Origin of the sequence: Oceanithermus profundus DSM 14977 (assembly GCF_000183745.1) — a bacterium.
GTDB lineage: Bacteria > Deinococcota > Deinococci > Deinococcales > Marinithermaceae > Oceanithermus > Oceanithermus profundus.
The window spans coordinates 77,404-90,768 of record NC_014753.1 but is presented as its reverse complement, the minus strand read 5'-3'; the positions used below and the strand labels follow the sequence as shown (position 1 = coordinate 90,768).

The 13,365-nt window shown below is 62.9% G+C and carries 11 protein-coding genes; all 11 read left to right on the top strand.

Features of this window, described 5'->3' with window-relative positions:
* Positions 1-135: 135 nt before the first annotated feature.
* The 11 genes from OCEPR_RS11810 (at position 136) to OCEPR_RS12680 (ending at position 12,633) form a co-directional block, all read left to right on the top strand.
* A complete protein-coding gene (locus OCEPR_RS11810) occupies positions 136-2,604 on the top strand; it encodes a VirB4 family type IV secretion system protein (protein WP_041554953.1) in 2,469 nt (822 codons plus the stop codon).
* A gap of 62 nt (positions 2,605-2,666) precedes the next feature.
* On the top strand, positions 2,667-3,860 hold the full coding sequence (locus OCEPR_RS11805) for a hypothetical protein (protein WP_041554952.1): 1,194 nt from the start codon (positions 2,667-2,669) through the stop codon (positions 3,858-3,860).
* Entirely contained in the window at positions 3,857-5,293 is a 1,437-nt protein-coding gene (locus OCEPR_RS11800) for a hypothetical protein (protein WP_013449771.1), read from the top strand. The genes OCEPR_RS11805 and OCEPR_RS11800 overlap by 4 nt, the downstream gene beginning before the upstream one ends.
* Positions 5,290-7,728: a type IV secretory system conjugative DNA transfer family protein gene (locus OCEPR_RS11795; RefSeq protein WP_013449770.1), complete on the top strand. Its 2,439-nt coding sequence runs from the start codon at positions 5,290-5,292 to the stop codon at positions 7,726-7,728. Before OCEPR_RS11800 ends, OCEPR_RS11795 begins: the two co-directional genes overlap by 4 nt.
* Before the next feature lie 83 nt (positions 7,729-7,811).
* On the top strand, positions 7,812-8,258 hold the full coding sequence (locus OCEPR_RS11790; RefSeq protein WP_148229362.1) for a hypothetical protein: 447 nt from the start codon (positions 7,812-7,814) through the stop codon (positions 8,256-8,258).
* On the top strand, positions 8,255-8,677 hold the full coding sequence (locus tag OCEPR_RS11785; protein ID WP_013449769.1) for a hypothetical protein: 423 nt from the start codon (positions 8,255-8,257) through the stop codon (positions 8,675-8,677). The genes OCEPR_RS11790 and OCEPR_RS11785 overlap by 4 nt, the downstream gene beginning before the upstream one ends.
* Entirely contained in the window at positions 8,674-9,651 is a 978-nt protein-coding gene (locus tag OCEPR_RS11780; protein ID WP_013449768.1) for a tellurite resistance TerB family protein, read from the top strand. Before OCEPR_RS11785 ends, OCEPR_RS11780 begins: the two co-directional genes overlap by 4 nt.
* An 85-nt stretch (positions 9,652-9,736) precedes the next feature.
* A complete protein-coding gene (locus OCEPR_RS11775; RefSeq protein WP_013449767.1) occupies positions 9,737-9,925 on the top strand; it encodes a COX20 family protein in 189 nt (62 codons plus the stop codon).
* Positions 9,926-9,927: 2 nt separating this feature from the next.
* Positions 9,928-10,386: a lytic transglycosylase domain-containing protein gene (locus tag OCEPR_RS11770; RefSeq protein WP_013449766.1), complete on the top strand. Its 459-nt coding sequence runs from the start codon at positions 9,928-9,930 to the stop codon at positions 10,384-10,386.
* Positions 10,383-11,420: an AAA family ATPase gene (locus tag OCEPR_RS11765; protein ID WP_013449765.1), complete on the top strand. Its 1,038-nt coding sequence runs from the start codon at positions 10,383-10,385 to the stop codon at positions 11,418-11,420. Before OCEPR_RS11770 ends, OCEPR_RS11765 begins: the two co-directional genes overlap by 4 nt.
* Positions 11,407-12,633: a hypothetical protein gene (locus OCEPR_RS12680; protein ID WP_013449764.1), complete on the top strand. Its 1,227-nt coding sequence runs from the start codon at positions 11,407-11,409 to the stop codon at positions 12,631-12,633. Before OCEPR_RS11765 ends, OCEPR_RS12680 begins: the two co-directional genes overlap by 14 nt.
* Positions 12,634-13,365: the final 732 nt, after the last annotated feature.

Below are 13,365 nucleotides of genomic sequence, written 5' to 3'. Positions count from 1 at the left end.
CCCAACTGCGTGGATGCGAAAACGCGCTCGCTCCAGGAGTTGCTGCCCTACTGGCACATCCGCGACGGCGTCGTTTTCAACCGTAACGGCCTAGGGGAGGTTGGTTTCAGGATCCGCCCGCCGGCCGCCTCATCCATGGGCTACGAAGAGCTCGTGGGGTTCTTGCAGCAGATCAAGTCGACGCTCCGAAACGCCATCCAGCCCAACCAGCGCCTTCGTCTGTACTTCCGGGTGCAGCCGGCCGAGGGCCCGGACCTAACCGGATACCGGGAGCAGATACGCGCTCGGGAGCCGGCGCTTGCAGAGATAGGGCACCTGCGCAACGACGAACTCGAGCGGCTGTCGCGATCGCGCGCCTTCTACGACTACGACTTCGTCGTCTCGATCGAAGTGGGCACCCCGCGCGCCATGCACCGTTCTGCCAACCCCATCGCCGTTGCGGTATCCGAAGTGCTCCCCTTTCTGAAACGCCGCGAGTACGTGCCCTTCACCCCTAGCGAGTACCTCGAGTGGCTTGAGGACGTCGAAATGGCGCGCTTCCGCTTGCGCGCAGCGCTCGAGATGGGCGGCATCGAGGCCCAGCCGCTAAGCGACGAAGAGCTGTTCCGCTTCATCTTCGAGTACCTGAACCCCGAAATCGAGCCCCCGCCCTACGCGCCGCCCGCCATCCCGGACGAGGGCACAGAGTTCGACCCCGCCGAGGTCGGCACTTCGCTCCGCGACCGCTTGGTAAGGACCCCGATCGACAACCGGCGGCTCGACCGCTTGCAGGTGGGCGACACCCTTATCCGCCTCTACCACCTCGCAGACGTGCCCCCAGAGCTCGAGTTCGGATCGGTGCAAGCTGCCCTCTTCGCGGTGGAGCCTCCCTACTTGCTGGTGATCGACTACGAGCGCCTGGACAGCGCGGCCGCAAGCACCCGACTCCGCAAGATCTACACCGACCGGGTTCAGGACGCTCGGGTCGGAGACATGCCTTCCCCGGAGGCGGATGAGGGATCCCAGCAAGCCTACGAGATGCTCAGGCGGATCGCCTCCACGGGCGAGGGCGTTTTTCGCGTCGGGGTCAGGATCGCCCTTTTCGACAAGGACGAGGAGCAGCTCGAGCGGCGGCACACGGCCCTGCTCAGCGCTACCGGCCGAATCGTGGGAACGCCCTTCTTGCCGCTCGATCGAGGCGCACTTTCTCCATGGCTCGAAACCCTGCCCTTTAGCGCATTCAAGATCAAGGGAAGGAAGCTCTACATCGAAACGGATGCCGCCCGCTTCTGGCCCTGGCGCGCGCCCTGGACGTACTGGCACCCCGAACCCATCGAAGTCTTCCGAACCCAATGGAACACGCTCGTGGGGCTCAACGTATACGACCACGGGGAGGTGCCCAACTCGCATGCAATCATCGCAGGGAGCTCGGGATCGGGGAAATCGTTCCTGGTGCAAACCCGCATGCTCGAGCTGCTGAAGACGGGAGACGCCATCGCCATCGCCGTGGACGAGAAGCCCAACTCCTACGACGGTATGTACCGGCTCTTCGCGGAGCGAGGCCTGGGGACGCGGATCCACTTCGGCCCCAGCTCGGACACGGTCATCAACCCCTTTGACCTTCCCGAGGGCTCGACCGAGCCTGACGAGGTGAAGCGTTTTTTCCTCGAGGCCCTCTTGAACCGAATGGTGCCCCCTTCGGATGACCCAACCGTGGGCGCCATCGAAGAGGCCATTAAATCGGCCGCGGTGACTCAGGTTTACGCCCAGGCCGTGGACGAGATCGAAACGGACGACGGCGGAATCGAGAAGGTCTTCACCGGGGTGACGATGAGCGACTACGTACGCACCCTGAGCCAGCTCAACGTCATTGGTGGCCGAACCCTAAACGAGCGGGAGCGTGAGATCGCGAACTCGCTTGCGACGCGCTTCGAGCGCTGGACGCGGGCCCACCCCCGGGGACGCCTTTTCGACGGTCAGACGACCGTTCCGATCGACGATGCGGCGAGGTTCGTCTACTTCGTAGTCGAGCACGGAGAGACCTTGAGCGACCTCTTCCCCATCACGATCCTGACCGTCGCCGACCTTACATGGCGGATCATCCACAAGAGCCGTTACGCACGCAAGCTGATCGTTTTCGAAGAGGCCTGGGCGCTTCTTCAGGACGAACGCAGCGCGTCGTTCGTACACGCCTTCTTCCGCGCCGGCCGAACGCTCGGCGTCGCCGCTTGGGCCGTAAGTCAGTCGCTTGCGGACTTTACCGGCGAGCACGCGGCGGCCATTCTCACCAACGTCAGCCACGTTGCGCTCTTACGTACGGACGATCCATTGGGAACCAAGAAGGAGGTGTTGCCGGGGGTGCCCGAAAACCTCCTTGACGTACCGCCCCCAAGGCCCGGCGAAACCGGACGCAACGCGCTTTTCTGGTTGAAGGCGGTCTCAGGGGAAATCGGGGACGTGCTCAAGGTTGAGGTGGACCCTCTAAGCTATTGGACGTTCACCACCAGGGCAGACGAAGCCCGCAGGCGCAACGAGCTTGCCGAGAAGCTGGGCAGCTTCCACGCCGCACTCAGGGTTCTGGCGGGGTACGAAAAGAACCCGGAAGTCCACGCCGCAACGGAGTAGCCGACTAGCTGAACCGAAAACCCCCCCATTCCCGCGCCTTCAAGCGCTACGCTAGCGCCGAGATGAAACGAGCCAAAATCGTTCTCGGCGCTTTCCTACTCTTCGGCTTCGCGGCAACATCGACCGCGAGGGCAGAAGTGGGTCTCAACGACATCCTTGACGAGGCCTGCGCCATCAGCAACGTAACCGCGGTGTGTCAGATCGCTACGCTCCTCGAGGAGCTGGGGACCAACGTCGAGCAGTTCGTCGACGCAGGCCAAGGTGAGGTTCGCAAGCGTCTTACCGGCGGCTTGGTGGACGTGGTGGAGGGGTTTACCCGGGACATCGCTAGCGGCGTCGAGCTACCCCCGGAACTTCTCAACAAGCTCGAGGAGATCGCCAACCTCCCAGAGCAGTTCCGGGAGGATTACCAGGCAGCCTGGGGAAAGGTAGACGAGCTCAAGCGGGCGCTATCCGACGATATGATCGCCGAGCTGCGGAGCTTGTTGCAGTACGAGGGCGGAGACGATCTTCGCGTCGAGATCGACGGCGAAGAGGTCTCGATGAACGAGCTCCTAGCAGAAACCGTACAGACGCCCCAGCCTTGCGAAAGGCTCGTGGTGACCTCGCCAATGGACGACGAGTACGGCGCCCTGGCTGACGCATGCGCCCGCGAAAGGGCAGCTCGCAGAGAAAAAATCGCTCAATTCATTGCGGAAGCCTCGAGGAAAACCTTCGACTATGCCCAGTCGTCGATACAGGCTGCCGAACAAGCCAGACGCAACGAAGACGCACAGCGCCAGATCGAGGGCGCCCGAATCCTGGCGAATGCCCAGGCGAGCGCCGAGCGTCTGGCCAGCGACTACTCGCTCGCCGCAACCGCGAAGGACGCCTCCAGCCGGGCGAAAGAACTTGCAGACAACGCCCAGAACGCGAGTTCTACCCGAGCCGCAGTGCAGGTCCTGGCGGAGGGTATGAGCTCCCTCCTCGAGTCCAACACCGCCTCGCTGGCGGCCGTGCAAATGTCGCTGGCCGAACTGGCCCAACAGCAGGTCTACACCAACCAACAGATCAACAGGGTGGCCAGCCAGACCGTCAAAGAGGTGGCTGGCCAAGAAAGCGAACTCATCGAAGAGGCCTTAGCCGACGCGGCCTACTTTGAAGGTCTCCACGACGCGTTTTCGGAGCAGGGGGAGAGCCTGATCCGAAATGCCGAGGCGCTCTTCGACACGTCCTGCGCCAAGAAGCCCCGGTGGTGGGAGGAGGGGTGCCCATGAGCAGCCCTCTCGAGTTCCTTGCGACGCTCAACGGCTCCCTGGTTTCCCCCCTGGAGTCGCTGCTCTTCCCCATAATCGGCGGGCTCGTCATCATCACCGCGCTTTGGGCGCTAACGATGGGTCCGCTTCGCGGCCGCCCAGACCTGATCGCCCCCGCCCTTTTCCGGTCTTTCGCGATCGCCGGCCTCATCTTCGCCTCGCCCTACGTTGGAACCTTGCTTTTGTCCGGCTGGAGCATTGCGTACTCAACCGGCTATAACGCGGCCAAGCAAAGCCTCGACGACATCCTCGAGCGGGGAAACACCTATTTTTCGACGATGGGCCTCATCGCCGGCGGCGTAGGTGCGCAAGCCGTAAAGGTGGCCGCTTTAAAGGTCGAGCAGGCCGCTCGTGAGGCGGCAATCAAGCGCATTACCGCCGAGGTCTACGAAGAAGTAAACACCCAGGCAGCCAAGCAGGGGTGGTCGAGCACGAAGATCGGCCAAGAGTTGCACGAACGCCTGCTCAGGCGATTGACCCCCGAGGAGATCGAGGCCGCCACCCAGAAAGAGCTGGCCTCGGGTAAGTCGCTTGGCAACCGAATGGACAAGGCCCTCAACTACGCCAACTGGGTGGGCATCCCTTTGATGGGCATGCTCTGGTTGTTCTACGTCTTGGGCCTGGCCACGGGGCTGACCGTGATCCTCCTGAAACTTGCGTGGCCGATCGCCTTGGCTATGCTAGCCCTTTCGCCGCGCTCTGGCTCGTTCTTCATGGCCCGCTGGTTCAACATGGCCATCTCGGCCCTTGCCACCGCCCTCCTGGTCCCCATGATTGTGGGCCTGGCGGCACAGATCTTCATCGGCGTTCCCGTCGAAGAAGTCATCAACCGCTGGAAGGAGCTGGCCGACACTACGGGGGGCGGCGGCTTCCTCGAATGGCTGAAGGACGCCTTTTCCCTGGTCGCAATAAGCCTGTGGAGCGCCCTTCTGATCCTGGGAGGCTTGTTCATGCTCTTTATCGTGGGGGGCATCGCCGCAACTGCGGTGCCCACCGTCATCGGCCAGGTACTTGTTTCGACGGGCCTTTTCGAAACCGTGTTGGCTGGGCGGGCGGCCGTCGGGTTGCTGCCTGCGGTTCGCGGCGGCATGGGGCGATCGGGTCCGCAAACGGGGGCCCCGACCCAACCGCAACCCCCGTCCGAACCGCCTGGTGGTGGGATGTACGGGGGCGGAGGTGGAAGCACCCCGCCTCCGGGCGGTCGGTTGCCCCCCGCCAGTACGCCTCCGGTGCTACCCCAGGGAGGCGCGCCCCCTGCTTTAACAACCGGGCAAAAGCCCACCAACCCCGGGCGCGGGGGTTCGGGAATGGCCGTCACGCCTGAGACCGAACTGGTGCGCAACCCACGCCCACACACCAACGAAACCGGCTCCGGTCGGGGAGGTAAGGCGTGAACCCCGCTCGAGCTCTCCTCGGCCGCCCCCTGTACATACCGCTGCTAATCGGCCTGTTCTTCATGGTCCTGGCGGGGGTTCTTGCCGCACGAAGCTACGCCAACAGCGTGATCGCGGCCACGCGCGCGACCTACGACTCGGGCTGGCACAAGGTGATCCGCTACGACAACCCGATTTCGTTCCTGTCGCGCTGCTACGCGTGGGACGCGAAGCACCCTGGGGCCAACTGCATGGAGATCTACCGCTACTACCAGAGCGTCCATGCACCGGATTACCGCTGGCCGCTCGCATCTGCTGCGGCGGCCGCCTTGTCGTTCATCGCCGTAGCCTTTTGGCCCGGGAGAAAACCCGAACTGCCGGCGGAAGGCGGCCTCGCCAAAGAGGACGACCTCAAGAAGCATGGCTACCTGGGCGAAGGGCGGCTGAGCGATGGGGCCGTTTTCCTGGGGTTGCTCGAGGGGCGGCCCAAAAAGTACGTGCAGCTCCCCCCAAAAGAACTAGCGCGGCACGTGCTCGTCGAAGCCGGGACGGGCGAGGGTAAGACTTCGACCTACGTCATGTCGCTGGCGATCAGCGCAGCACACCACCGCCAGGGAATGATCGCCTGGGACCAGAAGTACGGAGAGCCAAGCGGTCTGGTCGACGTGCTGCCCATCTTTCGCCACTTCGAACGCCCGGTGTACACCTACGCTCCTTACGATCCCGACACCCCGCGCATACCGCTGCTCGACATGGTGGTGGACTACATGACGGCCACCAAGCTGGCGGAAGCGCTGATCGCGCCAGCCAAAGAGGAGTCGGTGGACTTCTACCGGGACATCGACCGTGAGATGTTCGCGGTTGCGGCCCTCGCCGTGGCGCTCATTGCTCGCGCCGAAGGCCGAGCCGCTCGCATGAGCGAGATCGTGGAGCTCTTCAACACGGGAGACCCCAAACAGGTCGCCGACGTCTTACAAGAAGCAAGCCGGTACGCAACCAGCCCAGCCAACGACCCATGGAAGTGGGGGCGGGTCATCTTTGGCGAAGAGAGCAAGATACGGGGGGTCCCCGAGTACATGCGCTCCTTGAGGAAGAAGATCGCGGTCTTCCTCGAAGATCCCAACGTCGACCGCGCCACCTCTCGAGGGGCTCCGGGGGAAAACCTGTCCCTGACAACGATTTTCGAGAAGCCCTCGCTTCTCTACATTGGTCTTCCCAAGACCAAGGTGATGAGCGTTTCGAACAAGGTGCTGATGCGCCTGCTCAAGATCTGGATCGACGACGGCCTCTACCAGGCCGCCGTGGAAAACCACGGCGGAGAGCTCCCCTATTTAACGCACTACGTACTTGACGAGTTCCAGAACTTCGGGGAGCTCCCTCATATTTCCGAAGGCCTCGCGCTGTTCAGGTCGATGAACGTCGCCTTCCACATCATCATTCAAGACCGGGCCGCCATCGAGTCCATATACGGCCCCGAGGGCCTCAAGGAGCTCACGGGCAACAACACCGGAACCAAGATTTTCTACGTTGGCGGTCTCGGCGACAAGGCACGCGAAGACCTGGAGAAGGCGGTGGGCGACAAGGTGATCGTCGAGGAGGCCCTGATGCGCCAACTCTCCCCCGTGCACGAGGTGGAAGCCAAACAAACAAGGCGGCTGGGCAAGAAGCCGGTCTACTCCAGGGAGGAGATGCAGCGGGCCGAACAAGGTACCGTACTGGCCAAGATGCACTACGTGCCCTTCGTGATCTACCAAGCCGTACTGCTGGACGATCCCCGCCACCCTCTGCATCGGAACTGGGCAAGCATCAAACAAAACGCCCTCGCTTACGCCAGGGAGTGGAAGGCCCACTACAGCGAGCGCGGCGACGAGAACGCGAACGGACGAAGCGAGCAGGACGCCTCGATCACCGGCTTCCTGGGCTGGGTCAAGGAGCTTATCGACGCCACGGCGCCCCTCGAGGCTGTGCGCGATCGCGAGGGCAACATCGGCATGGTGCGCGTACTCGGGCTTACCCGGGAGGCTTTGTCCGACGAGTGGGTGGAGCGCGGCTGGGTGGCCAGGCATCGGGACGGCTGGGTGCTAACGCGCGCCGCTCTGGCCCTTCTGGAAGACGACCTACTGCGACGGCTACGTGAAAACGCCGCCATCCGCGGGCAGCTCAAAAAACTCGAGGAGATGGGCAAGGTGGCTCGAGGTGTGGCCGCCCAAAGTGTGGCTCTCGTCATCGTCGACGAACCCTCACGCTCGATCTTCGTGCACGTCAGCACCCCGCTCTCCAAGTGGGGAGAAGAGCGCGTGGCCGATCTCCTCGCCTTGGGGGTTACGAATCCCAACGAGTGGCGTGCCCTGCCAAGGGGTCGCCTCGCCTACGGAATGCTGCGCGACGAATCGCTGGAGCAGGGCTACGGTGAACTGTTCGCGCGCAACGAAGGAGGTGGAGTATCCGCGCTTTAATCGCCCTTATCACAATCTTGGGGGTTGTTTTTGCACAACCTGCGCCCCTCGAGGTAATTTCTCGCGCGCAGCCTGGCGACGTCTTGCTCTTGGCTGCGCCCAGCATAAAAGACGAAGAGATAGCCCTCGCACTTGCTCGGGCTGCCCACTCGGGCGTCATCGTTTCGATGGTTCTTGACGCCCGAGCAGCCTTCGATCCTGATGCCTACACCCGCCACCTCAGCACAGTGCCCGGGCTGATCGTGCGCCTGGCGCCGCGAATGAAGACGAGCATCTTGATCCACCGCGGGATCGTGCTCGTTGGTGATGGCGTCTGGAAGCCTGGGGGCTCGGTACGGGTAGTGCGCGAACATGGCCACGCCAAATGGTTTTCGCAGGTGTTCCTTCGGGCCCAGCCTTATGAATACGTTCCCCAACCCCCGCCCGGCTACACGATCGCCGAAGGAAACCCCCTAGACGAGGTCGCAGATAGGGCCCTGGAAGCCTTCGAGGCAGTTTTCGAGTCGATGTATGGAGGTAAGGAGCAATGAAGGCCCGCCGGAAAACGTTTTTCGCATTGCTAATGTCGCTCGCCTTTGCCCAGGTCATGGCCCAGCAGCCGCCACCGCTAAACGCTTTCGATTGGGGCCAGGTTCTCGAGCGAGTATCGCATGCACAGGAAATTGTTTTGGTCTCCGTTGAGAATCTGGACGACGCAACCGCCGAGGCTCTCGCGCAACTTGGCTACGAGGGGGTAAAGGTTTACTTGCTAACCAATGATCACTCCGCTGCCCTAGCAAGGCTCGAGCGCAGCGGAGCCGCTCTGCTGGGCGGATACGCGGGGCCCTTGGTGATCGTGGATGGAAGCGTCTTCGCGTATGTCGACGAATACGAAGCCTTCGTCGAAGCGCCATCAGGGGCGCTAGCCAAGCTGTACCTGAAACAGTTTGGCCTGGGAGGTTCCGAATGAGGACCTTTTTCCGCTTCCTTCTTCTCGTAGCCGCAGTATTTGGTCTCGCCTGGGCTGAAGGGGACGACCAAGCAGAGCGGCTTGCTCAAATCCAGGCGCTCCAGTCCGAGATCGTTGTGCTTACCGCACGAGCTCAGGCGCTCGAGGACACCATTCAGCGCTTCGTGGAGGAGGCCCGAGCAGACGGTGAGTTCACCGAGGACGAGCTTCAGCGAATCGAGGAGCTCACCGCGCAAGCTGAAGAGTTGAGCGCGGAGCTCGAGGCCAAGATCGAAGAGCTCGAATCGCTACGGGAAGACGTCGCCGAGGAGGGGACCACCTTCCGAAGCCTTTTCGAGCTCCTGCGACTGCTGGACGAGGCATATTCGTTCGTCTACGTCTCGGCGGGGGAGCTGGATCCGCGATTCGCCGCCTACTTGAGCAAGCTCCACCCGGCCCTCCTGCGTAACAGCCGCTCACCCCGCTTCCCCATCGTCAAGTATGCGGAGCAGTTCTACCCGCTCGTTCCCGGGGTAGCGGTCCTGACCACCGAAGACGGATGGCCCTTGTCGCCGCCTCCGCCCTTCATGCCTGCGCTCTTTGTTCAGCAGCACGACATCGATACACGCGACCCCCGGTGGACGCAGGATCTCATGGGGCAGTACAGTCCCTTCCCTGTCGTTGCGGTGGTCAAGGGAGAAGTTCCTGAGCCGCCGATTCTCTTCTTTGATCGGATCAGCCTCGAACACCAAGTCAGCTACATCAACATCCCCATCACCGTAGCCGGCCAGAAGATCACCATTCCAATTCCCTGGCGCATCGTCCCCAAGGTCGAGTACCGCATCTACACCGTTTCAACGCCCCTCATCAGTGAAGGAGTCTTCGACCCTGAGCGAAGCACGTACAGCTACATCAAGAACACGCAGGAGTCCAGGAACAAGATCCTCGGGCCATTCATGGACGCCCTGTACCGCTCACCTCCATACGCGCCCTGAACGAAGAAAGGCCCGGGAGCGAGGGGGGCAACCCCCTCGCATTTTTTGCGCCCATTCGCGCGGGAAGGGCTTCTAGATTGTCCCTATGGTTTCCTATCACCTCACCACCCTATTGCTCATACTGGGCTTCGTTGGCGGCGCTGTTAGCTTGATTTGGCTGAACTGGTCGGTTGGCGTACTGGCCCTTGTTTCCGTCGGCGTGCTCTACTGGGTTCGCGAAGCCGTGTTACTGCTCGAGGACCTGAGGGACGTGCTCGAGAAAGAACGGGGTTGATCGTGCGCACCCTCGTTGTCGCACTTGCGGTGCTTGCCGGTAGCAGTCTTGCCTGTGGCTACATTCCAGCCGAGCTCTACCGGCTAACCGCGGAAGCTGCGGCCCGCCACGACCTCCCCCCCGACATGCTGGCGGCGCTGGTCTGGGTCGAGAGCCGCTACTGCCCGAATGCACGTGGCAAGGACGGCGAAATCGGGCTTGGCCAAGTTCTGCCGAGCACGGCGCGCGACCTGGGGGTCGACCCGCAAAAACTCTGGGACCCCAGGCTTAACCTCGAAACGGCGGCAAGATACCTGGCAATTCAGTACCGCCGGTTTGGCCGCTGGGAGTTGGCGCTCGCAGCCTACAACGCCGGGCCCGGGCGGGCCTACGAGCCGCCTCGAAGTACCCGCCAGTACGTGGTCAACGTGCTTTACGTGTATGAACATCTGAAAAAACGGCGCATGGTGGCAACCAAATGAACCGCGAGAAGCTCCCCGAAGACCTGGAAGCCCTCATCCAGCGCCTTCCCGCCAAGTTCAGGCGTCCGTTCCGCGAGCATCCCGATCTTTCCGAGGCGACGCTGCAAATTGGGCGCCCCCTAACCGTGTCGTGGGGCGATTGGGAACGGCGGTTCGTTGAGTACGAAGACCTGATCCCCGCGCGCGAAGACATCCAACGCATCGCTCAGCAGTTCGCAGGGATCAAAGATGACGGCCGTGCCGGCATCGACGGAACGGCTCACCGCGTGAGCGCCATCTTCGATCGCATGAACAACATCGTGGGCTTCACCGTTCGCGTAGCCCGCCACTTCCCAGGCGCCCTTCCCGAATCGCTCAAGCTCGAGCTGCTTCGGAGTAAAGGATCCGTCCTCATCGTAGGTGCGCCCGGGTCGGGAAAAACGACACTCCTCAGGGCAGTGGCGGCCGCTTTCGCAGACGCGATCGGACCACACCTGAACATCATCGACACGTCGAACGAGATCGGCGGCGTGGGCGAGACCCCGATTCACGAACTTCGTCACGCACGCTGGCACCAGGTGCCCAACCCCGCAAAGCAACCCGAGGTGATTCGCCGGGCCATCGCCAACCATGGCCCGCTCGTGCTGATCCTTGACGAGGTGGGGTACCACGGCGACGTGCCCGAAGTGGAGGCCGCCGCCCGGCGCGGCGTACAGGTCATCGCCACGGTCCACGGGTACGGAATCTTCGACGTGATCGAGAATGCGCACTACTCCCCCCTGCTAGGTCATCCCGATCTAAACAGTCGTGTGCGCCTTGCCCGCCCAGCTTTCCAGTCGCTGCTCGAGGTGCGGGCCAAGGGCAAGTTCTACTGGTTACCGGACTTAGCCGACGCAGTCGATCGCGCGCTAGCGGGTGAGCCGGTCAAGGGGCAACGCATCGGCCACTGGGCCGACGGGGAGCCCGACTATCCGCCTGGTGCAGGCTTGACGGTTCGGAAGGGTTTGCGGAGCCCGACCCTTAAGGGTGATGGAGGCGCGAATGTGGCCCTTTGACGAGGAGTTGACGCCAGCAAGTAGGGTCGCCTACCCCTTCAGCGGCACCAAGGCCAGGCAGTTTGCGGCCCTGATCGAGCTGTACAGCAAGCACTACTATCCCCTTCCGCAAGACGGCGAAGAGACACTGCTGCCGGAGCGGGCCCGGGAGCACGTGATGCTCGCCCTCGCGCGGCTCGGGGCAGTGGAGATGGACCCCGCCAAGTTGCTGCGTGCGCTCGAGGAAACCAAAGGAGAAGTGTACGGCCCGGAGGAGATCGAAGAGCTCCGAGGGGTTTTGCAGAACCAACATAACGCCGAAGCGAACGAGGAGGGAGCTCGGGAACCCGGCGCTCAGAACCCAGAAGGGCCCACACCTGAGCCGCCGGGCGACGACGCCATCAAGAAGGTCGCGCCGCCCGAGCCACGGGCAAACGGCAATGCGCCGACGGTTTCGGTGATTTCGGAACCTTCCCCTTCAGGGTTCGTTTCACCCAGGCGGCGCAGGGAGTCAGCCGCGCCTGAGGGGGGCGCACGAGCAGAGCGCAAGGAAGAGAGTGTAGCTCCGCCTGCCGACCCGGCCAAGAAGAACGCCGGGGCGCCGCCCGCTGAAGCCCGAAGCAAGCGCAGTCCTGCGAAGAACACAGAGGCTCCGAAGCGCCCACCGCAACCCCAGCCGGACATGGGCACATCCAGACGACACGCTCCCATCCCCCCCGCACCATTCGCCGAAGGGCTGGTGCAACGAATCGAAGCTCTGGAGGCCAAGGTGGCGGGCATGCACAGCGGCATGTCTCGCACTCCGACACCCGGGAACATGGCTCCCGCCATCGAGCAGAGACTCGCCGCGATCGAGCAGGCGGTAAAACAAGGAGCGCAGGCGGGTCAGGCGGTAGAACGACTGCAAAGAGAGCTGGCCGCTCAGCGGCAGCAGATCACGCAGCTCGAGCGTCGGGTAGCCGAGGCCGAGAAGCGCGCCGCGCAAACCCCGCCTACAGAAAAGCTGCGCACGGGGTTAGAAGAGCTCAAGCTAGGGGTGGAAGCCCTCGAAACGGAGCAGCTCGAACTGCGACAAAAGCTCGAGGAAGTACAGGCATGGCTCGAGACTCTTAAGTCGGTGCTGGCCACTTTAACCGGCCAGGTCACGGCGCTTGAGGAGGTGGTCGGCCACAGCGAACCAACGCCTGCACCTCCCCGCAAGCTACTTGATTTGCTTACGCGCAAGAAGTCTTAGCCCTTAGTATTTATCCTTGTTGGCGGCGGGCGGCAACCAAGCTCCCGCCGCCATTGACTGGTGGGGCTGCTTCAACGGACCATACGCGGTGTACTACCGCCCTCATGTTCCTGCGCGATTTGCGGTCTTACACCGCCTCCTAAACCCACGGCTTTGCAGCGGTGTTCCACCGTATTTTTCGTAGCTGGCCTACCCTACACTACATATAACCGGGAAACTTACCGCCGGTCCAAGACCGTCCCCTAGCGGGTCCGGTCTTGGACCGTAACTACAGCTCGAGCTCGACACCGTATCGGCACCCTGCCCTCGGATGATGCTGCGGCATAGCAGAACCCCCAAGTGCGCAGCGCGGAGGCAGGCGGGCTCGAGCGCCACCTTTCGAGCGTGCACTGACTTGTGGGTTTCGATACGGCAGCGGCCATGACGGCGTCCCGGCTCCTCGAGTTCTGATCGGGCGATGCCTGCACCCTCACTGTCGTTCGGGTGCAGCGAGGGAAGGCGGAGGGGGAAGCACTGCTTACCCAGATCCCCCTTGGTCTTGAAGGTCTACCCCCCTACCGCAAACCGCGCGGGCCCGGCCCCCGGGTACGGGCTCGAGCGCCCCCTTCAAGGGGCGGGTGGCCTGAAGGGGACTGCGTAGACGCCTCGAGCTCCTCAGAGGCCGCAGAAGCGCCTCGAGGCGTTGTCGCCAAGGGTAGACACCGGGCGAACCGCTTACGGGCGTCCTAGCCG

Bases quoted from the DNA above. Each gene is read 5' to 3' on its own strand.
- OCEPR_RS11810 (WP_041554953.1), top strand. From the start codon at position 136: ATGGGCTACGAAGAGCTCGTGGGGTTCTTGCAGCAGATCAAGTCGACG.
- OCEPR_RS11805 (WP_041554952.1), top strand. From the start codon at position 2,667: ATGAAACGAGCCAAAATCGTTCTCGGCGCTTTCCTACTCTTCGGCTTC.
- OCEPR_RS11800 (WP_013449771.1), top strand. From the start codon at position 3,857: ATGAGCAGCCCTCTCGAGTTCCTTGCGACGCTCAACGGCTCCCTGGTT.
- OCEPR_RS11785 (WP_013449769.1), top strand. From the start codon at position 8,255: ATGAAGGCCCGCCGGAAAACGTTTTTCGCATTGCTAATGTCGCTCGCC.
- OCEPR_RS11780 (WP_013449768.1), top strand. From the start codon at position 8,674: ATGAGGACCTTTTTCCGCTTCCTTCTTCTCGTAGCCGCAGTATTTGGT.
- OCEPR_RS11775 (WP_013449767.1), top strand. From the start codon at position 9,737: ATGGTTTCCTATCACCTCACCACCCTATTGCTCATACTGGGCTTCGTT.
- OCEPR_RS11765 (WP_013449765.1), top strand. From the start codon at position 10,383: ATGAACCGCGAGAAGCTCCCCGAAGACCTGGAAGCCCTCATCCAGCGC.
- OCEPR_RS12680 (WP_013449764.1), top strand. From the start codon at position 11,407: ATGTGGCCCTTTGACGAGGAGTTGACGCCAGCAAGTAGGGTCGCCTAC.